The 21671-nt window shown below is 66.3% G+C and carries 18 protein-coding genes and 1 tRNA gene; 11 read left to right on the top strand and 8 right to left on the bottom strand.

The window, feature by feature from the left end:
* Positions 1 to 38: 38 nt before the first annotated feature.
* Entirely contained in the window at positions 39 to 2102 is a 2064-nt protein-coding gene (gene recG / locus B215_RS0102995) for an ATP-dependent DNA helicase RecG (protein WP_019368149.1), read from the bottom strand.
* 41 nt (positions 2103 to 2143) lie between these two features.
* Positions 2144 to 2386, bottom strand: coding sequence for a hypothetical protein (locus B215_RS0102990; RefSeq protein WP_019368148.1), 243 nt, complete (start codon positions 2384 to 2386; stop codon positions 2144 to 2146).
* Between the two features lie 182 nt (positions 2387 to 2568).
* On the opposite strand from B215_RS0102990, the gene B215_RS0102985 reads away from it, so the two are divergent.
* Both B215_RS0102985 and mfd read left to right on the top strand, forming a co-directional pair.
* On the top strand, positions 2569 to 2835 hold the full coding sequence (locus tag B215_RS0102985) for an FAD assembly factor SdhE (protein WP_019368147.1): 267 nt from the start codon (positions 2569 to 2571) through the stop codon (positions 2833 to 2835).
* A gap of 142 nt (positions 2836 to 2977) precedes the next feature.
* On the top strand, positions 2978 to 6451 hold the full coding sequence (gene mfd, locus B215_RS0102980) for a transcription-repair coupling factor (protein WP_019368146.1): 3474 nt from the start codon (positions 2978 to 2980) through the stop codon (positions 6449 to 6451).
* A 6-nt stretch (positions 6452 to 6457) separates the two neighbouring features.
* On the opposite strand, the gene B215_RS0102975 is transcribed toward mfd, so the two are convergent.
* Complete coding sequence (locus B215_RS0102975; protein WP_019368145.1) at positions 6458 to 6847, bottom strand: SgcJ/EcaC family oxidoreductase; 390 nt, start codon at positions 6845 to 6847, stop codon at positions 6458 to 6460.
* A 302-nt stretch (positions 6848 to 7149) separates the two neighbouring features.
* On the opposite strand from B215_RS0102975, the gene B215_RS0102970 reads away from it, so the two are divergent.
* On the top strand, positions 7150 to 8613 hold the full coding sequence (locus tag B215_RS0102970) for a globin-coupled sensor protein (protein WP_019368144.1): 1464 nt from the start codon (positions 7150 to 7152) through the stop codon (positions 8611 to 8613).
* 9 nt (positions 8614 to 8622) lie between these two features.
* Here the strand turns inward: B215_RS0102970 and B215_RS0102965 are convergent, their stop codons facing one another.
* The gene (locus tag B215_RS0102965) at positions 8623 to 10608 is read right to left on the bottom strand and encodes a putative bifunctional diguanylate cyclase/phosphodiesterase (RefSeq protein ID WP_019368143.1); all 1986 of its coding nucleotides are present in this window, start codon (positions 10606 to 10608) and stop codon (positions 8623 to 8625) included.
* A 79-nt stretch (positions 10609 to 10687) separates the two neighbouring features.
* On the opposite strand from B215_RS0102965, the gene moaA reads away from it, so the two are divergent.
* The 3 genes from moaA (at position 10688) to B215_RS0102950 (ending at position 12635) form a co-directional block, all read left to right on the top strand.
* Positions 10688 to 11704, top strand: coding sequence for a GTP 3',8-cyclase MoaA (moaA, locus tag B215_RS0102960; protein ID WP_019368142.1), 1017 nt, complete (start codon positions 10688 to 10690; stop codon positions 11702 to 11704).
* Complete coding sequence (locus B215_RS0102955; RefSeq protein WP_019368141.1) at positions 11701 to 12477, top strand: NAD kinase; 777 nt, start codon at positions 11701 to 11703, stop codon at positions 12475 to 12477. Before moaA ends, B215_RS0102955 begins: the two co-directional genes overlap by 4 nt.
* Positions 12478 to 12560: 83 nt before the next feature.
* Positions 12561 to 12635, top strand: a tRNA-Asn gene (locus B215_RS0102950).
* A gap of 65 nt (positions 12636 to 12700) precedes the next feature.
* On the opposite strand, the gene B215_RS19495 is transcribed toward B215_RS0102950, so the two are convergent.
* Positions 12701 to 12970, bottom strand: a complete 270-nt coding sequence (locus tag B215_RS19495) for a hypothetical protein (protein ID WP_019368140.1) — start codon at positions 12968 to 12970, stop codon at positions 12701 to 12703.
* Between the two features lie 93 nt (positions 12971 to 13063).
* Here B215_RS19495 and B215_RS0102940 point away from each other — a divergent pair, with 93 nt between their 5' ends.
* The 3 genes from B215_RS0102940 to B215_RS0102930 all read left to right on the top strand — a co-directional run bounded on the left by B215_RS0102940 (position 13064) and on the right by B215_RS0102930 (position 15342).
* Positions 13064 to 14080 carry an adenosine deaminase gene (locus tag B215_RS0102940; RefSeq protein WP_026008881.1) on the top strand — a complete coding sequence of 339 codons (1017 nt, stop codon included), beginning with the start codon at positions 13064 to 13066 and terminating at the stop codon, positions 14078 to 14080.
* Positions 14080 to 14595: a phosphoribosyltransferase gene (locus B215_RS0102935; RefSeq protein ID WP_019368138.1), complete on the top strand. Its 516-nt coding sequence runs from the start codon at positions 14080 to 14082 to the stop codon at positions 14593 to 14595. The genes B215_RS0102940 and B215_RS0102935 overlap by 1 nt, the downstream gene beginning before the upstream one ends.
* A 129-nt stretch (positions 14596 to 14724) precedes the next feature.
* Entirely contained in the window at positions 14725 to 15342 is a 618-nt protein-coding gene (locus tag B215_RS0102930) for a CC0125/CC1285 family lipoprotein (RefSeq protein ID WP_019368137.1), read from the top strand.
* Positions 15343 to 15451: 109 nt separating this feature from the next.
* Here the strand turns inward: B215_RS0102930 and secA are convergent, their stop codons facing one another.
* The 3 genes from secA to B215_RS20535 all read right to left on the bottom strand — a co-directional run bounded on the left by secA (position 15452) and on the right by B215_RS20535 (position 19573).
* Entirely contained in the window at positions 15452 to 18196 is a 2745-nt protein-coding gene (gene secA / locus B215_RS0102925) for a preprotein translocase subunit SecA (protein WP_019368136.1), read from the bottom strand.
* A 125-nt stretch (positions 18197 to 18321) separates the two neighbouring features.
* Positions 18322 to 18582 carry a hypothetical protein gene (locus B215_RS0102920; RefSeq protein ID WP_019368135.1) on the bottom strand — a complete coding sequence of 87 codons (261 nt, stop codon included), beginning with the start codon at positions 18580 to 18582 and terminating at the stop codon, positions 18322 to 18324.
* A 169-nt stretch (positions 18583 to 18751) separates the two neighbouring features.
* A complete protein-coding gene (locus tag B215_RS20535; RefSeq protein WP_019368134.1) occupies positions 18752 to 19573 on the bottom strand; it encodes an energy transducer TonB in 822 nt (273 codons plus the stop codon).
* Between the two features lie 57 nt (positions 19574 to 19630).
* On the opposite strand from B215_RS20535, the gene argJ reads away from it, so the two are divergent.
* Together argJ and B215_RS0102905 are read left to right on the top strand one after the other, a co-directional pair.
* On the top strand, positions 19631 to 20857 hold the full coding sequence (gene argJ, locus B215_RS0102910) for a bifunctional glutamate N-acetyltransferase/amino-acid acetyltransferase ArgJ (protein WP_019368133.1): 1227 nt from the start codon (positions 19631 to 19633) through the stop codon (positions 20855 to 20857).
* Between the two features lie 37 nt (positions 20858 to 20894).
* Positions 20895 to 21656: an inositol monophosphatase family protein gene (locus B215_RS0102905; RefSeq protein ID WP_019368132.1), complete on the top strand. Its 762-nt coding sequence runs from the start codon at positions 20895 to 20897 to the stop codon at positions 21654 to 21656.
* Positions 21657 to 21671 lie beyond the last annotated feature (15 nt).

Genomic DNA, 21671 nt, shown 5'->3' with positions numbered 1-21671 from the left:
GTTCCTGCGGATATGATCCAGATTGATCGGAAAACGCTCTAGCCGGCGCGGAGCAGACCCACCGCAGCGTCGCGCTCGAACAGGTACAGCGCCAGCCGCGCCGCCTGCCCCCGCTCGCCATGTAACCCGCCGTCCCGGTCGACGAGCAGCCGCGCATCGCCATTGGCCGCAGGCAGCAGCGCGCCCAGCATGTCCGGTTCGGCCAGCCGGAACTGCATGTCGCCCGACTGGCGCGTGCCGAGCAGTTCGCCCGCCCCGCGCAGCCGCAGATCCTCCTCGGCGATGCGGAACCCGTCATTGCTCTCGCGCATCAGCGCCAGCCGCGCCCGCGCGGTCTCGCTGAGATGATTCCCGCGCAGCAGGACGCAGACCGAACGCCCCCCGCCCCGCCCGACCCGCCCGCGCAGCTGGTGGAGCTGGGCGAGGCCGAAGCGATCGGCATGCTCGATCACGATCAGCGTCGCATTGGGCACGTCGACGCCCACTTCGATCACCGTCGTCGCGACCAGCACGCCCAGTTCGCCCGCGGCGAAGCGCGCCATCACCGCGTCCTTCTCAGGCCCCTTCATGCGTCCGTGGATCAGCCCGACCTTGTCGCCGAAATGGGCCTGCAGCTCGGTCGCGCGCGCTTCGGCGGCGGCAAGATCGCTCTTCTCGCTCTCCTCCACCAGCGGGCAGACCCAATAGGCCTGCCCGCCACCCGCCAGATGCCGACCGAGCCCACCGACGACCTCGCCCAGTCGCTCCTCCGAGATCACGCTGGTCTCGATCGGCTGGCGGCCGGGCGGCATCTCGTCGAGCCGGCTCACATCCATCTCGCCATATTGCGCCAGCGTGAGCGTGCGGGGGATCGGCGTGGCGGTCATCACCAGCAGATGCGGCGGCCGCCCGGCCTTGGCCTGCAGCATCATGCGTTGCGCCACGCCGAAGCGGTGCTGTTCGTCCACCACCACCAGCCCCAGGTCGCGATAGGTGACGCCTTCCTGAAAGATCGCATGGGTGCCGATCAGGATGTCGATCTCGCCGGCCGCCAGCCCCATCAGCGTCGCCTCCCGCACGCGGCCCTTATCGCGGCCGGTGAGGATCGCGACGTTGATTCCCAGCCCGCCCAACGTGCGGCTGAGCGTCTCGAAATGCTGTCGTGCGAGAATTTCGGTCGGCGCCAACAGCGCGCCCTGTGCCCCGGCCTCGGCCGCGATCAGCAGCGCCATCGTCGCCACGAGCGTCTTGCCGGACCCGACATCGCCTTGCAGCAGCCGCAACATCGGCTGCGACTGCGCCATATCGCCTTCGATCTCGCGGATCGTGCGCGCCTGCGCGCCGGTGGGGGCATAGGGCAGCTTCAGCGCATCGCGCAGCCGCCCGTCGCCGGTCAGCGCCCGCCCCCGCTTCGCTCGCGCCTCGCCACGCACCAGCAGCAGCGCCAACTGATTGGCGAACACTTCGTCATAAGCCAGCCGCTCGCGCGCCTTGGCGTCTGCGGGATCGGCATGGATCCGCGCCAGAGCGTCTCGCCAGTCCGGCCAGCCCTTCTGCGCCTTCAGGCTGGGTTCGATCCATTCGGGCAGGTCCGGTGCCCGCTCGATCGCCTGGGCCGCGAGCGCGGCGATTCGCTTCGAGGTGATGCCTTCCGAACACGGATAGATCGCCTCGCGCCCGCCGACGCCGTCCACCTGGTCGAGCGGCAGCACATGGTCCGGATGGACCATCTGCAGTTCCTGCCCATAATGCTCCAGCTTGCCCGAAACCCAGCGGGGTTCGTTCAGCGGCAGCTGCTTCTTCGCCCAGCCGGAACTGCCGCCGAAATAGACAAGGGAGACATGGTTTCCGCTGGCGTCCACCGCCTGCACCCTGGCCGGCGAACGGGCGCCGCCGCCGAAGCGATACTGTACGGGCGTGAGCGTGATGGCGATCACCTTGCCCGAATCGGCCATGTCCAGTTCGGCGCGCGGCAGGCGATCGACGAACCCGGTCGGCAGATGGAATGCGACATCCACCCCCCGCGCCAGCCCAAGCCGCTCCATCGGCTTGGCAAGCGCCGGGCCGATGCCTTTCAGCGCCGTGACCTCGGCGAACAGGGGATTGAGAAGCTCGGGTCGCATCCCCCCGCCCTATCGCGGGGCGATGCGACTGACAAACCCGCTCAGGCGGCGGTGAAGATGGAGCTATTGTTCGCAAGCGCCGCTTCGATCGCCTGCACCACTTCCGGCACAGACGAGCCGATGACGACTTCATGTTCCTTGCCGAACGAAATGACACCGAAATCAGCACCCGCCATGTTGATCGTGGAGACGGTGCGGACGGAGGAAACGTTGACTAGCATGGGCTCGCCGTTAATCGACTTCAGCATCACGAAACGCGGGCGGTTGTTCAGAAATTCACTCATGATTCGACTCGTCCCCATACAGGCGTGATGTTGGGGGTTAGACCACATCAACGTTAACAACCTGCCCAATGGGACGGCCATATCCGCGCTGGCCAATCGCCACCGCCGCACCTATCTGATGCGACGGAACCCCTGGCCGACCGCTCTCCCGGCGATGTCGGCCCCTTGCCGTTGGAGCGCCCATGGACCGAGAGACCCGCCTCAAGCGCCTGCGCTTTCGCAGCTGGCATCGCGGCACGAAGGAAGCCGATCTGCTGATCGGCGGTTTTTTCGACCAGCACGGCGAGCGCTGGAACGACGATGAGATCGCCCTGTTCGAAACGCTGCTCGAGGAACAGGATGTCGACATCATGGCGTGGGCGATGGGAACCGCCGAGGCACCCGAGCGCTACCGCGGCACGATCCTGAGCGCACTCAAGACGCTGAACTACGTGCCTATTTCCGAGTAAGCACTGATCTGGCCATTCACCCTCGCCCTTCCGGCGCTGCGCGCCTCCCTCCCCGCTGCCAAGGAGAGAGGGAGTATAGGGCCCGCTCCTAAGGCGGTGGAAAGGGTGAGGATGGCCGCACCGCACACCGACACGAGACCCCATGCCTGATCTGAAGACGATCCTTTCCGCCAAGCATCCGCTCACGCTCGCCGGCGTGCCGGGCGGGTTCCTGCCCTGGATGCTGGCCGATCTTGCCCGCGCCGGCCGGATCGCCGTGTTCATTGCCGCCGACGAAGCGGCGATGCGGGCGGTGGCCGGCACGGCGGGGTATTTCGCGCCGGAGCTGGAGGTGCTGACCTACCCGGCATGGGATTGTTTGCCCTATGATCGCGCCAGCCCCACCCTGCGGGTGATGGCGGAGCGGCTGGCGACGCTCTACGCGCTGCAGGGCAAGAGCGAGGCCCCTCGCCTGCTCGTCACCACGGTCAACGCCGCCACCCAGCGGACGCTGACGCCGTTCCGGATCCGCCAGCTGGTCGCGCGGCTGGCGCCGGGTGAGCGGATCGGACTCGACCGCCTTACCGCGCTGCTGCAGGCGAACGGCTATGTCCGGGTGGAGACGGTCAACGATCATGGCGAGTTCGCGGTGCGCGGCGGCCTGGTCGATCTGTTCCCCAGCGGCGCCGAGCAAGCGCTGCGACTCGATTTCTTCGGCGACGAGATCGAAAGCGTTCGCACCTTCGATTCGCAGGACCAGCGCACCACCGGACGTGTCGAAGGGTTCACCCTGCTTCCCGCCAGCGAAGCGTTGCTGGACGAAGAAAGCGTGAAGCGCTTCCGTTCCGGATATCGCGATCGCTTCGGAGCCACCGCCACCGGCGATCCGCTGTACCAGGCGATCAGCGAGGGCCGGCGGCTGGCAGGGATGGAGCATTGGCTGCCGCTGTTCGAGGAACGGCTGGAAACGCTGTTCGATCACCTGCCCGACAATGCCGTTATCGTCCGCGACAGCGGAGCGCCGGCCGCCGCCGAGCAGCGTTTCGAAGCCATCAAGGATTACCAGGAAAACCGCATCCGGGCGCAGTCTGCCGACCCGGGCAGCTATCGCCCGCTGAAGGCCGGCGATCTGTATCTGCTTGCAAAGGAGTGGCAGGCCCAGGTCGACGCGTGCCCGATCCACCTCGCGACGCCCTTCCACGAACCCGAATCCGACCGGGTCGTGGAATTCGGCGTCGACGGCCCCCGCGATTTCGCGCCGGAACGCGCCGCTGGAAGCAACGTGTATGAAGCGGTGGTCGCGCACCTCAAGGGGCTGCGCAAGCAGGGCCGCAAGCCGGTGCTCGCCAGCTATTCGAACGGCGCGCGCGAGCGCCTGAAGGGGCTGCTGGAGGATCACGGCCTTACCGGCGCCGTGCCGGTGGATGGCTGGCAACCGGCGCTTGGCGTCGCCAACCCGAACGGCAGCGGGCTGCAGGTGGCGCTGATCGTCCTGCCGCTCGACCACGGCTTCACCGCGCCCGACGTCGCGGTACTTACCGAACAGGACATGCTCGGCGACCGGCTGGTCCGCCGATCGAAGCGGCGCAAAAACACCGACGCCTTCCTGCAGGAACTGGCGACGCTCTCGCCCGGAGACCTGGTCGTTCACCTCGATCACGGGATCGGCCGCTACGAGGGGCTGACCCAGATCCCGGTGCAAAAGGCACCGCACGACTGCGTCGCGCTGGAATATGCCGGCGGCGACAAGCTGTACGTTCCGGTCGAGAATCTCGAAGTGCTGAGCCGCTACGGCTCGGGCGAGGAAGGTGCGAGCCTCGACAAGCTGGGCGGCGAAGCCTGGCAGCGCCGCAAGGCGCGGATGAAGGAGCGGATTCGCGAGATAGCGGGCGAGCTGATCGCCACCGCCGCGCTGCGCGCCACCCGCGGCGCCGATGTCGCCGAGCCCGATCATGGCGGCTATCCGGCGTTCGTCGATCGCTTCCCCTATGAGGAAACCGACGACCAGGATCGCGCGATCGGCGACGTGCTGGCGGACCTCGCCGCCGGACGGCCGATGGACCGGCTCGTCGTCGGCGATGTCGGCTTCGGCAAGACCGAGGTCGCGCTGCGCGCCGCCTTCGTCGCGGCGATGGCGGGCATGCAGGTGGCGGTGGTGTGCCCGACGACGCTGCTTGCCCGGCAGCATTACAACAATTTCAAGGCGCGATTCGAAGGATTCCCGATCGAGATCGGCCGCCTTTCCCGCCTTGTCACCGCCGCCGAGACGAAGAAGGTGAAGGAAGGCCTTGCGGCCGGCACGATCGACGTGGTGGTCGGTACCCATGCCGTGCTGGCCAAGACCATCGACTTCAAGCGTCTCGGCCTCGTCATCGTCGACGAGGAACAGCGCTTCGGCGTCACCCACAAGGAACGGCTGAAGGCGCTGAAGACCGACGTCCACGTCCTCACCCTCACGGCCACGCCGATCCCGCGCACGCTGCAGATGGCGATGAGCGGACTGCGCGAACTGTCGGTGATCCAGACGCCGCCGGTCGATCGCCTGGCGGTGCGCACCTATGTGATGCCCTGGGATCCGGTGGTGCTGCGCGAGGCGCTGCTCCGCGAACATTATCGCGGCGGCCAGAGCTATTTCGTTACCCCCCGCATCGCCGACCTGCCGGAGATCGAGGAGTTCCTGCGCAACGACGTGCCCGAGGTCCGCTATGTCGTGGCTCACGGCCAGATGTCGCCCACCGAAGTCGAGGAGCGGATGTCCGCCTTCTACGACAAGAAGTTCGAAGTGCTGGTCTCGACCACGATCGTCGAAAGCGGGCTGGATATTCCGAGCGCGAACACGCTGATCATCAATCGCGCGGACAAATTCGGCCTGGCGCAGCTCTACCAGCTGCGCGGCCGCGTCGGGCGCGCCAAGACCCGCGCCTATGCCTATATGACCACCCCGCCGGAACGGCAGATGACCGAAGCGGCGGAGAAGCGGCTGAAGGTGCTTTCCGACCTGGAAAGCCTGGGCGCGGGCTTCCAGCTCGCCAGCCACGACCTCGACATTCGCGGCGCCGGCAACCTGCTCGGCGACGAGCAGTCGGGCCACATCAAGGAAGTGGGCTACGAACTCTATCAGTCGATGCTGGAAGAGGCGATCCTCGACGCCAAGGCCGGGGGCCTGCGCGACGAGAGCCGGCCCAAGGATCTCTCGCCGCAGATCACCGTCGACGCGCCGATCCTCATCCCGGAGGACTATGTCCCCGATCTCGACCTGCGCATGGGGCTGTATCGCCGCCTGAACGACGTGGAGGACAGCAACGGCATCGAAAGCTTCGCCGCCGAGCTGATCGACCGTTTCGGCAAGCTGCCCGAGCCGACCGAAAACCTGCTGCGCCTGATCGAGACCAAGCTCAACGCCAAACAGGCGTGCATCGCCAAGCTGGACCTGGGGCCGAAGGGCGCGCTGGTCACCTTCCACAATGACCGCTTCCCCAATCCGGCGGGGCTGATCGCCTATGTCGAAAAGCTGGGCGAGACGGCGCGGCTGCGGCCGGACATGAAGCTGGTGATCAACCGCGCCTGGGCCAATCCGGCCGCGCGGCTGCACGGTGCGCTGCAGCTTTCGCGCGGGCTGGCGAGGGCGGCCGGCTGACCCGCCTCAGCTGCTGTGATCGGCGATGATTTTCCACCCGCCGGCCTCCTGGTGCAGCACCAGGCTGGTGGGTCCGGAAGCGCTGTGCCCGTCCGGGTAGCGCAGCGTGTAGCGCCCGATATAAAGGGCATAGCCGGGCCCGAGCGGACGATAGTCCAGCCGCTCGATCGTCAGCGAGCCGCGCTTGGCGGGATCGGCAAAGTCGTATTTGGCGCGATAGCGGGCGGTCATCGCCGCCTTGCCGCGGACCAGCCCTTCGCCCTGGACGAAGCTGGTGTCGGCATCGTCGGAATAGATCTGCATGAAACGCTGGACATCGCCGGCATTCCAGCCCGCCACGCTCTCGGCCATCGCCGCATCGATCGCAGGCAGATCCGCTGCTGACAAGATCTTCAAGAGAGCGATTAAAACCAACATATTTCTTAATTCCCTGTACGTCTGAGACAGACAATACCAACGACTAAAAACAACTTCCTGATCGCGCAGCGGGCTCCATACTTTCGATGATAGCAGCCTCATCGGATAATATTCATATATGCGAAGATGTATCTGACTCACATACGCGAAACACCGGAATTATACTTAAGCCCCTCACGTGTCCCTCCGGACATACTATGATGTAGAAAACCGGTCAGCCGAGCCTCGGCAACCGGGGGCGCAGCAGTCGTACTAAGGGGATTAGACCAGTGGCTGAACAGATGATGTCGCGGCTCAGCTTCATGGAACTGGACGAGAAGCAGTGCGAAACGCTTCGCGCGACGCAGCCCTGGGTGGAAGCCACCTTGGGCAGCGCGCTCGACCACTTCTATGCGCGCGCCGGCCGCACACCGGAAACCGCGAAGTTCTTCCGCGATCGCGCCCATATGGACAAGGCGAAGAGCGCCCAGCAGAAGCACTGGGCCCGCATCGCCGCCGCCGAATTCAACCACGAATATTATGCCAGTGCCCGCCGTATCGGCTCTACCCATGCGCAAATCGGCCTGGAGCCGCGCTGGTATGTCGGCAGCTATGCCATCGTTCTCCACCACCTCATCACCGGCGTTCACCGGCTCAACAGCCCGCTCAAGCGCCTGATGCGACTGTTCCGCGGCCCCAGCTCCGAACAGGCGACGATCGCGCTGGTGAAGGCCGCGCTGCTCGACATGGAAGTGTCGCTGTCGATCTATTTCGAGGAAGCCCAGGCGGAGCGCGATGCGGCGATCGCCTCGTTCGAGAACGCGCTCAACGCGCTTGCAGAAGGCGATCTGACCAACGAGTTGAGCGGACTTCCCAAGAGCTTCGCCGCGCTCGAGAGCAGCTATAATCGCACGCTGACGCGCATCCGCGACATCATCGGCTCGGTCAGCGAGGGCACCCAACGCATCCGCTCCGGCATCAGCGAAATCTCGCAGGCGTCGGAGGACCTGTCCCGCCGCACCCAGGGCAATGCCGCCTCGCTGGAGGAAACCACGGCTGCGGTGACACAGATGGAAACGCGCTTCCGCTCCACCGCCGAAGCGGCGAAGCACACGGTGGGCCGCGCCGATCAGGCGATCTCCACCGTCAAGGAAGGGCGCGGGATCGTCGACGAGGCCGTGCAGGCGATGGGGCGCGTTTCGGAAGCAGCCAAGGGCACGGACAGCGTGATCGAGGGCCTCGACAAGATCGCGTTCCAGACGCGGGTTCTGGCCATGAACGCCGCAGTGGAAGCGGGCCGCGCCGGGGAAGCCGGTCGTGGCTTCGCCGTCGTCGCCGACCTCGTCTCGGCCCTGGCGATGCGCGCCGAGGAAGAGGCCGGGCGCGCCCGCGAACAGCTGACGATGACCCAGGCGGAAATCGTGACGGCCGTGGACGCGGTGCAGAAGGTGGACGGTGCGCTCGCCAACATTTCGGGCGATGTCAGCCAGGTCCATGATCTGTTGGGCAGCATGGCCACCGACAATGCCGCCCAGTCCACCGCGATCAGCGAAATCTCCAACGCCGTCGGCGCCATGGATCGCGCCACCCAGCAGAACGCCGCGATGGTGGAGGAAACGTCCGCCGCCGCCCAAAATCTGAGCAGCGAAGTCGGCGAACTGGCGACGCTCGCCGCACAGTTCCGCACCAATGTCGGCGCCCGCGGCGGCGACTTCCGTCAGCTTCCGGCGGCCGCGGTCGCCGCGCTGACCCGGCCGGACTTGTAATCCATCGCCCTACCAATCGCGTACCAGCGCCGCGAGCGCTGGTACGTCGATCGGACCCGAGCACAGGAACCCCTGGAAATACTGGCAGCCTTCCTTCGCCAGCATGTCGAGCTGCGCCTCCGTCTCCACGCCTTCGGCGACAACGGAAAGACCCAGCGATCGCGCCATGTCGATCACCCCGCGCACCACGATCCGGTCGCGCGCCGAACCGGTAATCTCGCTCGACAGCTTCTTGTCGATCTTCAGATAGTCGAGCGGCAGCGCCTTCAGATAGGCCAGGCTGGAATAGCCGGTGCCGAAATCGTCGATCGCCACGCGGCATCCCGCCGTACGCAGGTTGGATAGCAGACGCGCGGCGTCGCTAAGATCGGCCATGATCCCGCTTTCGGTGATCTCGATCGTCAGCCGCCCGCGGGGGAACCCCGCCGAATCGATCCAGCCGAGCAGGCTTTCGCCAAAGCCGACCCGCCCGACATCTCCCGCCGTGACGTTGATCGAAAGACGGATATGCTCCAGCGAACGCGGCCATTTGGCGGCGATGCTGAGCGCGCGACGCTGCACATGCTCGCTCAGCACGCCGGAAAGCCCGGCGCGTTCAGCGGCGGCAAACAGCGTTTCCGCGCCGATTTCGCCATGCTGCGGGTGCTGCCAGCGCGCCAGCGCCTCCACCCCGACGATCTGCCCCGTCGCCACTTCGAGCTGCGGCTGGAACAGCACCCCGATCTCGCCGCGCTCCATCGCGCGGCGCAGATCGCCGATCAGCGATTCGATCGAAGGGCCGCTGCCCGTGCGCGCGACGCCCTCGCCCAACAGCGTTTCGCTCGCGCGCCGGAGCAGCGCGGCGGCGCCGTCGCCTGCCACGCTCTCGGTCAACACCACTCGCGCGCCGAGATGGACCAGTTCCCCCGCCGCAACGAACGGCCGGGCGAGCGCCTCTTCGATGCGCCGCGCGGCGGTGCGCAACGCCGCTGTGCCGGGATCGACGGCAGCGGCGAGGAAGTCCGATCCCCCGATCCGCGAAACCACCGCATCGGCGCCCAGCGTCTCGCGCGCAGCCTCCGCCACGCGGCGGGACACGCCACGCAGCAATTCGTCGCCGGCGCCGCGCCCATAGGCCGTGTTGATCGTATCGAACCGGGCGAGGCCCACCAGCACGAGGCCGACGCGTTCGCCCTTGCCCAGCGTACGATCGATCCACCGCCGCGCGCTGGGCGCGTCGCGGGCGCCGGTCAGCACGTCGCGCACCACCGCGCCAGCGTCCGGCGCCATGCCCAGCGGCTCGACCAGCGCATCGACCCGCCCCGTTTCCGCATCATATTGCAGATGCTGCACCACGCGGCCCTTGCCGGGCAGATCATGCGCGAAGGCCGTAGAGCCCGAATCGCGCAGCCGGCGCAGCGCCGCTCGCGCAAGACGGCGATCGGACACGTCCAGCCGCCGCAGCAGCGCGCGCATGCCGGGCGCCTCGGGCAGATCGAGCAACTGCGCCAGCGCCGGCGTCAGCTCCACCGATCCCAGCTCGCGATCGAAATGCCAGCCGAGCGGATCGGCTACGCTGCCGCCCTGGCCCGCCCATCCGGACAGACGCTCGACATAGCGTTCGGCAAAGCGAATGGCGTGCGCGATCGCCGCGGAAGACATCGGGCTGCCCAGGAAATGCGTGGCGCCCGCCTCGAAGAAGCGACCCATGTGCACCGTGTCGCTTTGCGAGACCAAGATCAGCATGGCCGCGCCATAGGCTTTGACGGTGGCGCCGAGCAGGCGCGCAGCCTCCAAGCCCTCGCTCATCGCGCCGCGGGCGTCGATCACCACCACGGAAGCGCCGCTGGCGAGGAAGCGCGTCTCCAGTCCTTCGCTGCGCCGCGCCGCCACCACCCGCCAGCCACCGCCGGCGGCAGCCGCCGCCACCTCGTCCCGCTGGCGGAAGGAAAGAACGAACACCGGGGTTTCAGCCGCAGCGGCGGGGGTCTGGACGATCGTGAAGCCTTCTTCCATGCTTGTTCCGATAGCGGCTCGCGACGCGGTCCGCCATCCAAGCCTTGTGCGAGGCGGTACAACGCCTTACCTCGAGACAATGGCCAGCGCCCCCGCCCCTGCGACGCCGCCTTCGCTGGTCGATCGCCATGGCCGCACGATTCGCTATTTGCGCATCTCGGTCACGGATCGCTGCGATCTCCGCTGCCGCTATTGCATGGCGGAGCATATGCACTTCCTGCCCCGTCATGCGGTACTGAGCCTCGAGGAGCTGGGCCAGATCGCTGCGCGCTTCATCGAGCGCGGCGTCACCAAGATCCGGCTTACCGGAGGCGAGCCGCTGGTCCGGCGGAACATGGTGACGCTGGTCGAACAACTCGGCCAGCGCATCGGCAACGGCCTGCGCGAACTCACCCTGACCACCAACGCGACTCGCCTGGAGGAGCATGCCGAAGCGCTGTTCGCCGCCGGCGTGCGCCGCGTGAACGTCAGCCTGGACAGCCGCAACCCCGAAGTATTCCGCTATATCACCCGCCATGGCGATGTGGCGCAGGTGCTCGCGGGAATCGACGCGGCGCGCGACGCCGGCCTGCGGGTGAAGATCAACATGGTAGCGCTGCGCGGCCTGAACGAGGACGAGATCGCGCCCATGCTCGCCTGGGCGGCCGAGAACGGCATGGATTTGTCGCTGATCGAAACCATGCCGCTTGGCATGATCGACGAAGATCGCGCCGATCGCTTCCTGCCGCTTCCGGACGTGCTCGCCCGGCTCAAGACCCAGTTCGCGCTCACCGCCGACGCGCACGATAGCGGCGGGCCCGCCCGCTATTGGCGGGTGGGCGGCAGCGACAGCCGGCTCGGCCTGATTTCGCCGCTGACCAACAATTTTTGTGCAAGCTGCAACCGCGTGCGGCTATCGACCGATGGACGGCTGCACATGTGCCTGGGGCATGAGGACTCGGTGGACCTGAAAGCCGCGATTCGCGAGGGGGGAATAGAGGCAGTGGACGAAGCGATCGATCGGGCGCTTGCCGCCAAGCCCGAGCGTCATGATTTCCGCATCGAGGCAGGCGCCGCGCCCGCCGTGGGGCGCCACATGAGCGTGACCGGCGGATGAGCGTGGCCAAGCCGCGCGCATTGCTGGCATCGCCCACCGCGCCCGCGCAGACGGCGGCGGAAGAGCTGCGCCAAGCCTATGACTGGGTGCCGATCGACGCGGCCGAGGAAGTCGTTGCGCTCGGCGGCGACGGCTTCATGCTGCAGACGCTGCACGCAATGCTCGAACGCCGCCAGCTGCTGCCGGTGTTCGGCATGAATTTGGGGACCGTCGGCTTTCTGATGAACGACTGGCGGCTCGACGGGCTTACCCAGCGGCTGGAACGCGCCCGCCCCTTCCGCGTCGCGCCGCTGGCGATGACGGCGACCACGGTCGAAGGCGAAACCTGCGTGCTGCCCGCGATCAACGAAGCATCGCTGCTTCGCGAAACCCGCCAGACCGCCAAGCTGGAAGTTACGATCAACGGCCGAATCGTGATTCCCGAGCTGGTGTGCGACGGCCTGCTCGTCGCGACCCCGGCCGGCTCCACTGCCTATAATTTCTCGGCCCAGGGCCCGATCCTGCCGCTCGGATCGGCGCTCGTCGCGCTCACGCCGATCAGCCCGTTTCGCCCGCGCCGCTGGCGTGGTGCGATCCTCCCGGAGAAGAGCCGCATCGATATCCGCGTGCTCGAGGCCGAAAAGCGGCCGGTGAGCGCCGTCGCCGATCAGCGCGAAATCCGCGAAGTGGCGCATGTCCACGTCGAAATCGATCGGGTGCGCGACCTGACGCTGCTGTTCGATCCGGAACACGCGCTGGACGATCGCATAACGATGGAGCAATTCATTGCATAAGGCGCTTGCAAAGTCCGAAAACCCGCTGCTATAGGCGCGCCTCCCGACGCGGTGACGCACCGCCAAGGGGTTGACCAGAGTGGTCCCCGATAGCTCAGCGGTAGAGCATTCGACTGTTAATCGAATGGTCGTAGGTTCGAATCCTACTCGGGGAGCCATCTGCTGTTGTCGGGACCGGTTGCGACCGGTCCCTCACACAGCCCCCCGTCCATACCGCCACGTTTCAATCGCTTCGCCGCAGCATCGGGGTTGAACGCTCGGTCGCGACGCCGATAACGGCTCCGCAGTTCGCATCGACGAAATACGACACCGGCGCCCAGTCAATCTCCATCCACGCGTCCGGCCCTGTTTGCCGCTCTCGTACGCGCACGGTTACGACATCCGCGGCGGCAACACGTTCCCGTCGCGTCTCGATGTCGACCTCGCCCTGCATGTCCAGCCGCTCGCCAGCGAAGCGAAGCGCGGCGGCAATGGCCTCCGCGTCGGTGATCATCTCGCGCTCTCTGCTCTGTAAGGTGCAGTCAACGCATCGTAGCGTTCCGGCGTTGCGCTTGCGACTCGCCTGGCCGGCTGCGATGCTGGGATGATGGACGATCTCGACGCATTCATCGCCGGCCTGCCCAAGGCCGAGCTCCATCTCCACATCGAAGGCAGCCTGGAGCCCGAGCAGATGTTCGAATTCGCGCGCCGCAACGGCGTGGCCATCCCGTTCGACAGCGTCGAGGCGGTGCGGGCGGCCTATGAATTCTCCAATCTGCAGGACTTCCTCGACATCTATTATGCCGGTGCCGACGTGCTGCGCACCGAGGCCGATTTCCACGACCTCGCCCTTGCCTATTTCCAGCGCGCCGCCGCCGACGGCGTGCGCCATGCCGAGATCTTCTTCGATCCCCAGACGCACACCCAACGCGGCATCCCTTTCGGAACCGTAGTCGAAGGGCTGCTGGCGGGCATGGCAGAGGCCGAGGCGCGGCTGGGCGTCACCTCGCAGCTGATCCTTTGCTTCCTGCGCCATCTCGACGAGGAAGATGCGTTCAAGACGCTGGCACAGGCCGAGCCCTGGCTGCATCGCATCGCGGGCGTCGGACTCGATTCGTCGGAAATGGGCCATCCCCCGTCCAAGTTCGCGCGCGTCTTCGCGGCGGCGGCCGACAAGGGGCTGAAGCGCGTCGCCCATGCCGGCGAGGAGGGCCCGGCCGATTATGTCCGCGAAGCACTGGACCTGCTCCAGGTCGACCGGCTCGACCATGGCAATCGCAGCCTCGACGATCCGGCGCTGGTCGCCCGGCTGGCGCGCAGCGGCATGACGCTCACCGTGTGCCCACTTTCCAACGTCAAGCTGTGCAACGTCGCCGCCATCGACGCGCATCCGATCGACCGGATGCTCGACCTCGGACTGCGCGCCACGGTCAACTCGGACGATCCCGCCTATTTCGGCGGCTATATCGGCGAAAATTACCGCGCCGTCGCCCGCGGCCGCGGGCTGGACCGGCGCCAGCTCGCTACGCTCGCCCGCAACAGTTTTCTCGGCTCGTTCCTGCCCGACGCGGCGGTGGCGGCGCACTGCGCAGCGATCGACGCCTGGCTAGCGGAGGCGCGCTGATGGGCGAGATCGTCTTCACGCACTTCACCCACGATCAGCTCGTCGCCGGCGTCCATGCCATCGCCGAGGCGGTGGCCGGCTGGTCCCCCACCCTGCTGGTCGGCGTCGGGCGCGGCGGACTTACCCCGGCGGTATATCTTTCGCATCGCATCGGCCTGCCGCTCGTCTCGGTCGACCATTCGACTCGGATCGCTCCGTTCGGCGAGGAATTGGTGGCGGTGCTGGCGCGGCGCACCCGCGATGGCGAACGGCTGCTGTTCGTCGAGGATATAAACGACAGCGGCAAGACGATCGCCGAACTGCGCACGGCGCTGTCGGCGGCAGGCGCGGTCGCCGGGCAGGTCCGCTTCGCCGTGCTGCTCGACAATTGCCGCTCGTCGCAGCGCGTCGAGTATCGCGCGCAAACGATCGACCGCGCCGTGCAGAAGGACTGGTTCGTCTTCCCCTGGGAAGCGATGGCCTCGGCCGCCTCGATCGACAAGGATGCGCGGGAGGTGCCGGAAAGGCTGGGTTGACAGGCGCCGTTCAGCAGCCGTCAATCGCATCTGTGCCACGTCTCGACGCATCGCGCGCGGGAGAGTTTCGCCGGCCCGTGCGTTCGAGGGGCTTAGGCGAGTGTTTCGCTTTTAAGTGTCGGAGGAACAATGCCAATTTCATCAAATAAGGGCCGGCGGCTGGCAGCGATCGGCCTGATGGTCGCGGGCAGCCTCTCGCTCGCATCCTGTATGACGGCGACGCCGTACCAGCCCGCCTCGGCGAGCGGGTCGATCCGCAATGGCTATTCGGACGAGCAGATCGAGGAAAATCGCTTCCGCGTCAGCTTTTCCGGCAACAGCCTCACCTCGCGCGAAACGGTGGAGCGCTATCTGCTCTATCGCTCCGCCGAACTGACGCTGCAGAATGGCTTTGACTATTTCATCCTCGCGGAACGCGATACCGAGAAGAAGACGCAGACCTACACCACGCCGGGCGTCGGCGGCGCGGGCTGGGGCGGATTCGGCTATGGCGGCGGATGGGGAGGATATTGGAGCCCCTATTGGCGCTTCCACAATCCCCGCTGGGGCTGGCGCGGCTATGATCCGTTCTGGGGCGATCCGTTCTTCGGCCCGGGCTTCGATGTCCGCACCGTGGATCGGTACGAAGCGATCGCCGATATCGTGATGGGCAAGGGCCCGAAGCCTACCGACAATGTTCGCGCGTTCGATGCGCGCGCGGTGAAGGAACGGCTGGGCCCGCGGATCCAGATGCCGCAGACCCGCTGATCGCCACGGGCACGGAACAGAAAAAGGGCGGCGCCGGTATCCCCGGCGTCGCCCTTTTTCGTATCACCCCTGACCCCTCCCGCACAGGAGAGGGGCTGGAGACAGCGCGTTACGCCACCTGGCCGTGGCAGTGCTTGTACTTGCGCCCCGATCCGCACGGGCAAGGCGAATTGCGGCTGACGACGCCTTCCCACTGCGAGGGATCGGAACCGAAATCGTCGCCCGACGGCTGGGGAATGCCCAGCTGCGGCAGCCGCGTCGTCACCAGACCGGCCGATCCGCCGTCCCAATCGGCGCTGTTGTCCTCGCCGGTCAGCGGATCGATGTGCGTCGTCAGGAACGCGGGCAGCTCCGGCAGATCCGGCGGCGGCGCCATGCGGAACTGGGCGAAGGCCATGGTACGGGTCACGTCCTCGCGGATCGTCTCCAGCATCCGCTGGAACATCGAAAACGCCTCGTGCTTGTACTCATTGATCGGCGTCTTCTGCGCATAGGCGCGAAGGTGGACGACCTGGCGCAGCGCGTCGAGCATCGCGAGATGCTCCTTCCAGTGATGATCGAGGTTCTGGAGCAGGATCGACTTTTCGATCGAGGTCCAGGTCGCCGGCTCGAGGTCCGCCGCCTTCTCTGCGATCGCGGCATCGGCGGCTTCGCGGATGCGCTCTTCCAGGATCTCCGGATCAATCGCCTCCTCGTCCTTCACCCACTGATCGACCGGCAGATCGAGGTTGAGCGAATCGACCAGGCGCGTCTTCAGCCCTTCGATGTTCCACTGCTCGGGATAGCTGTTCGGCGGGCACGCCTCGCCGACGATCGCGTTCACCGTCTCGTGGCGCATATCCTCCACCACCTGGCCCACCGTATCGGCGTCCATGATGTCGGCGCGCTGCTCATAGACCACCTTGCGCTGGTCGTTCATCACGTCGTCATACTCGACGACCTGCTTGCGCACGTCGTAGTTGCGCGCCTCGACCTTCTTCTGCGCGGTTTCGATCGCCTTGCTCAGCCAGCGCGAGGGCGGCATCGCCTCGCCATCCTCCAGGCTGGAGCGCATCATCCGGGCGAACAGCGTGTTCGAACCGAAGATACGCAGCAGATCGTCGTCCAGGCTGAGATAGAAGCGGCTGAGGCCCGGATCGCCCTGGCGGCCCGAACGGCCACGCAGCTGGTTGTCGATGCGGCGGCTTTCGTGGCGCTCGGTGCCGAGCACGAACAGACCGCCGGCAGCCTTCACCTTTTCCTTCTCTTCGGCGACCTCGGCCTTGATCCGCTCGATCGCGGCATCGCGCTCCGGCCCCTCTGGCATGTCGCGCAGTTCGTCGGCGACGCGGAACTCGACATTGCCGCCCAGCTGAATGTCGGTGCCGCGGCCAGCCATGTTGGTCGACACGGTCACCATGCCCAGGCGACCGGCCTGCGCCACGATATGCGCTTCGCTTTCGTGGAAGCGGGCGTTGAGCACCTCGTGCTTCACGCCTTCGCGGTGGAGGAATTCGGAGAGCAGTTCGGACTTTTCGATGGAGACGGTGCCCACCAGTACCGGCTGGCCACGCTCGGCATGCGCCTTGATCGTCTTGGCGATGCCGGCGAACTTGTCCTCGGTGGTCTTGTAGAAGGTGTCTTCCTCGTCGATCCGCTGCACGGGCAGGTTGGTCGGGATGGTGACGACGTTCATCTTATAGATGTCGTAGAATTCGGGCGCTTCGGTGGAGGCGGTGCCGGTCATCCCGCTCAGCTTGGGATACATGCGGAAATAGTTCTGGAAGGTGATCGAGGCGAGCGTCTGGTTCTCCGGCTCGATGTTCACGCCTTCCTTGGCTTCCACCGCCTGGTGCAGGCCGTCGGACCAGCGGCGGCCGTCCATCATGCGGCCGGTGAACTCGTCGATGATGACGACCTTGCCGTCCTTGACGATGTAATCGGTGTCGCGCTTGAACATCACGTTCGCGCGCAGCGCCTGGTTCAGGTGGTGGACCACCTGGGTATTTTCGAAGTCGTACAGGTTGGCGCCCACCAGCAAGCCGGCATTTTCCAGCATCCGCTCGATCTTTTCGGTGCCATCCTCGGTCAGCACGACGGTGCGCTGCTTCTCGTCCTTCTCGTAATCGCCCGGATCGAGTTGCTTCACCACTGCGTCGACGCCCATGTACAGTTCCGACTTGTCGTCGGTGGGGCCGGAAATGATCAGCGGGGTACGCGCCTCGTCGATCAGGATCGAATCAACCTCGTCCACGATCGCGAAATTGAAGGGGCGCTGGACCATGCTCGCGCGATCATATTTCATGTTGTCGCGCAGATAGTCGAAGCCGAACTCGTTGTTCGTGCCGTAGGTGATGTCCGACGCATAGGCGTCGCGGCGCTGCTGGTCGGACAGGTTCGGCACGATGACGCCGGTGGTGAGGCCGAGGAAGCCATAGACCTGCGCCATCCACTCGGCATCGCGACGGGCGAGATAGTCGTTGACGGTGATGACATGGACGCCATCGCCGGGCAGCGCGTTGAGATAGGTGGCGAGCGTCGCGACGAGGGTCTTGCCTTCGCCGGTGCGCATCTCGGCAATCTCGCCGCGGTGGAGCACGATACCGCCAACCATCTGCACGTCGTAATGGCGCTGGCCGATCACGCGGCGGGCCGCCTCGCGCACGGTGGCGAAGGCTTCCGGCAGCAGATCGTCGAGCTTGGCGCCGTTGGCGAGCTGCTCGCGGAACTTAATCGTCTGCGCCGCCAGCGTGTCGTCGTCCATCGCTTGTAACGCGGGCTCGAAGCTGGCGATCTTCTGGACGATCGGGTTGAGCGACTTGACGTAGCGATCGTTGGACGAACCGAAAAGCGACTTGGCAATACCGCCGAACATGCGAATTCCTGACCTGTTTGGATGGGATGCGCGACGGCGCCGGACAAGGCGGAGCCATCACGGGTGCACCGCGCACACACGCGGCGACGAAAGAGAAGAAGGGCCCGAACGCGCGGACCGGAAGGCTATTCGCGCCGCTGCTCGAAGGCGAGGCGAAGCGCAGGCTGCGGGGCAGCGGCGCGATGGAAAAGCGGGATTTCTGCAACGCGCGCAGGCGCCGGCAGCGCTGCCGCAACAGCGACGAACTGCCGCGAGGGCGCCGCCACCGCCTGCGCTGCTTCCGCCACGCGCACCACGGCCACGCCCGGCATCGGGCGCAGCCCACGCTCGCCTGACACGCCGGTCAGGCTCGCGAAGAGCGCAGTAAGGAGCAGCAGCAGTTCCAAGCGAAACCCTGAATTACACGATGATCCTGTCGCAACCGACGGGCCGCAACGCACGACACATAGGGATCGATGCACGCTTCGTCTAATCAAAAGCTAGGGTGTCGCGGGCGTGTCGGCGCGGAATGAGACGGTGTACCGTTCCTCCTTCCCGCATTTGCCAACGAACGGATCAGGGAATTTCCTTCCACGAAAGCGCGAACACTATCTCCCCGGAGACCGGGCCGTCCTTGCCATCGGGCCCGAGCCGCGCACCGGTCATCGGAAAGATGGCGGCACAAATATCCGGCGATGGCGGCGTAGAAAACGTGCTGGGCCGCTCGTGGAATACATTGCACTTTACCCGCTGACCATTCTCATCAGCTTCGAATTGAATCGTCGAACGCGCTATCTTCGTCTGGTCTTCCGCGTCGTACACAAGGCTTGCAGGCGTTCCGGCTAGAGAAATCCGGAGTTCGGTTACGATCACGCGATGCTTGCCCGCTCCCAATTGGGATAGAACCGGTGAAGAAGTGCCGACCTTCGCTCGATCGCACGGCTGATCACTGCCGAACAGTTCCGCGTTGACCGTCTTGCAGCCAGCGATGATGTTGTTCGCCGAAAGTTCCACATCAATCCGCGCTGAACCCGACTTCAGCACAATCTCCGGCGCATCCAACTTCCAGGTCATGCGACCGATATACGGTGCCACGACGGGCTTCCCTTTCGCATCCAGTGCGGGCGAGAATCGAGCCCGCTGGAGCAGCAAAGTGCAGGTCTGTTGATCAAGCGTCGCCGATCCCGAGGACTGCACGATGCCGCAACCTGCCGCCCGACCGTTCGAATCGATCTCGAGCCGGAAAACCACTTTCCCATGCTCGCCCGCTCGCGCCGCAGCAGGAGGATAATCGTCTTCCGTTATCCACGTGGGCGGCGGCGTCAGCGGGCGCAATGGTGTTACGACCTTCGTGTCGCCAACCGCCTGCACCGCCAGCACCGCGACCACCAAAAGCATTGATCTTTGCCCCCCCATGCACGAAGCACGCGCCGCACATTAACCGGAGGCCACTCCATGTCCATCAGCACCTCCCCGCTCGCGCTCCCCTTCCCCGCTGTACCCGCGATTCCCGGCGTCACGCCGCGCGTCGCCCGGGCGCGCTACAAGAACTGGGATCGCTGCGACCTCACCTTCGTAACCTTCGACGAAGGCACCAGCGTCGCGGGCGTGCTGACCAGCAGCAAATGCCCCTCGCCCGAAGTGGAGTGGTGCCGCAAGGCGCTGGTGCTCGGCAAGGCGCGCGCGCTGGTGGTGAATGCCGGCAATTCCAACGCCTTCACCGGTAATCGCGGCCGCGCCGCCGTGGAGGCGATCGCCGCCCGGACCGCCCAGCATCTCGGCTGCGACCCCTCCGACGTGTTCGTTTCCTCCACCGGCGTGATCGGCGTGCCGCTGCCGATCGACAAGGCCGAGGCCGGGCTTGACGCCGCCTATGCCGCCGAGCCGTGCAGCTGGGAAGACGCCGCCGCGACGATCATGACCACAGACACCTTCGCGAAGGGCGCGGTGACCACCGCCATTGTCGATGGCCGTACGGTGACGCTGGCCGGAATCATCAAGGGATCGGGCATGATCGCGCCGGACATGGCGACGATGCTCGGCTATGTCTTCACCGACGCCGCTGTGGACCCGGTGTTCCTTCAGCGCGCGCTGAGCGACGCCAATGGCGCGACATTCTCCTGCATCACGGTGGACGGCGACACCTCGACCAGCGACACCGTCCTCGCCTTCGCCACGGGCAAGGCCGGCAACGCGCCCCTCACCAGCGACGAGGATGACGGCGCCGATGCCTTTCGCGCGGCGCTCGCCGATCTGTGTCGCCAGCTCGCCCTGCTCGTCGTGCGCGACGGCGAAGGCGCGCAGAAGCTGATCGAAATCACCGTCGACGGCGCCGAGAGCGACCGCAGCGCGCACCGCGTCGCGATGTCGATCGCCAACTCGCCGCTGGTGAAGACCGCGATCGCCGGCGAGGACGCGAACTGGGGCCGCGTCGTCATGGCCGTCGGGAAGGCCGGCGAACCCGCCGAGCGCGACAAGCTGGCCATCCGGTTTGGCACAACGCAGGTGGCGCGCGACGGCCTTGCCGTCGAAGGCTATGACGAGGCGCCGGTCGCGGCGCATCTCAAGGGCCAGGAGATCGAGATCGGCGTCGATCTCGGCCTGGGCGAGGGACGCGCGACGGTTTGGACCTGCGACCTCACGCACGGCTATATCTCGATCAACGCCGACTATCGGAGCTGAGCCGGTGCATCCGCATCACCAAGCCGTCTCCGCGCTGATGCGCACCGTCGCCGAAGCGGTGGTGATGCCCCGCTTTCGCAATCTCGCGGCGCATGAGGTGCTGGAGAAGACGCCGGGCGAGCTGGTAACCATCGCCGATCGCGAGGCGGAGGCACGGCTCACCGAGGGCCTGGCGGCGATCGACCCCGACGCCGTGATCGTCGGCGAGGAAGCCTGCGCGGCCGATCCGGCGCTGATGGAGCAGGCGACCGCCGCGCGCGCCTGGATCATCGATCCGATCGACGGCACCGCCAATTTCGCCGCCGGTCAGCCGCCCTTCGGCATCATGATCGCGCTGGTCGAACATGGCATGACGCAGGCGGGCTGGCTCTATGATCCGGTGGCCGAGCGGATGTGTCATGCAGTGCTGGGCGGCGGCGCATTCGTGAACGGAGCGCCGGTGCGGGCCCGTGCCAGCGGCGCCGCGCGGCCCTTTGCCGCAATCTCGAAGGTCGGCCAGTCCGAGGAAGACCATGCGTCACGGACGGCGCGGTTCGCGGCGTCGTTCGATCTCGTCCCCCTGCCCCGCTGTGCGGCGGAGAACTACCCGCGGCTGGTGCTGGGCCAGAACGACATTGCGGTATTCCGCCGTACGCTGGTGTGGGATCATGCGCCCGGCGTGCTGTTTCTCACAGAAGCGGGCGGCTATGTCGGCCGTTGGGACGGCAGCCCCTACCGGATCGGCGACGATGGCGTGGGGATCGTCGCGGCATCGTCGCCCGAATTAGGCAAGCGCGCGACGGAATTGCTGTTCGCGTGAAGCCGGCGCTCCCCT

The sequence above is a fragment of the Sphingomonas sp. ATCC 31555 genome, assembly GCF_000282895.1.
In the GTDB taxonomy this organism is placed as follows: domain Bacteria; phylum Pseudomonadota; class Alphaproteobacteria; order Sphingomonadales; family Sphingomonadaceae; genus Sphingomonas.
This window is presented reverse-complemented; position numbering and strand designations above follow the sequence as displayed.

Excerpts from the sequence above, each read along its gene's own strand:
- recG (WP_019368149.1), bottom strand. The coding sequence starts at position 2,102 with ATGCGACCCGAGCTTCTCAATCCCCTGTTCGCCGAGGTCACGGCGCTG.
- B215_RS0102990 (WP_019368148.1), bottom strand. The coding sequence starts at position 2,386 with ATGAGTGAATTTCTGAACAACCGCCCGCGTTTCGTGATGCTGAAGTCG.
- B215_RS0102985 (WP_019368147.1), top strand. The coding sequence starts at position 2,569 with ATGGACCGAGAGACCCGCCTCAAGCGCCTGCGCTTTCGCAGCTGGCAT.
- mfd (WP_019368146.1), top strand. The coding sequence starts at position 2,978 with ATGCCTGATCTGAAGACGATCCTTTCCGCCAAGCATCCGCTCACGCTC.
- B215_RS0102970 (WP_019368144.1), top strand. The coding sequence starts at position 7,150 with ATGATGTCGCGGCTCAGCTTCATGGAACTGGACGAGAAGCAGTGCGAA.
- B215_RS0102965 (WP_019368143.1), bottom strand. The coding sequence starts at position 10,608 with ATGGAAGAAGGCTTCACGATCGTCCAGACCCCCGCCGCTGCGGCTGAA.
- moaA (WP_019368142.1), top strand. The coding sequence starts at position 10,688 with ATGGCCAGCGCCCCCGCCCCTGCGACGCCGCCTTCGCTGGTCGATCGC.
- B215_RS0102955 (WP_019368141.1), top strand. The coding sequence starts at position 11,701 with ATGAGCGTGGCCAAGCCGCGCGCATTGCTGGCATCGCCCACCGCGCCC.
- B215_RS19495 (WP_019368140.1), bottom strand. The coding sequence starts at position 12,970 with ATGATCACCGACGCGGAGGCCATTGCCGCCGCGCTTCGCTTCGCTGGC.
- B215_RS0102940 (WP_026008881.1), top strand. The coding sequence starts at position 13,064 with ATGGACGATCTCGACGCATTCATCGCCGGCCTGCCCAAGGCCGAGCTC.
- B215_RS0102935 (WP_019368138.1), top strand. The coding sequence starts at position 14,080 with ATGGGCGAGATCGTCTTCACGCACTTCACCCACGATCAGCTCGTCGCC.
- B215_RS0102930 (WP_019368137.1), top strand. The coding sequence starts at position 14,725 with ATGCCAATTTCATCAAATAAGGGCCGGCGGCTGGCAGCGATCGGCCTG.
- secA (WP_019368136.1), bottom strand. The coding sequence starts at position 18,196 with ATGTTCGGCGGTATTGCCAAGTCGCTTTTCGGTTCGTCCAACGATCGC.
- B215_RS20535 (WP_019368134.1), bottom strand. The coding sequence starts at position 19,573 with ATGCTTTTGGTGGTCGCGGTGCTGGCGGTGCAGGCGGTTGGCGACACG.
- argJ (WP_019368133.1), top strand. The coding sequence starts at position 19,631 with ATGTCCATCAGCACCTCCCCGCTCGCGCTCCCCTTCCCCGCTGTACCC.
- B215_RS0102905 (WP_019368132.1), top strand. The coding sequence starts at position 20,895 with ATGCGCACCGTCGCCGAAGCGGTGGTGATGCCCCGCTTTCGCAATCTC.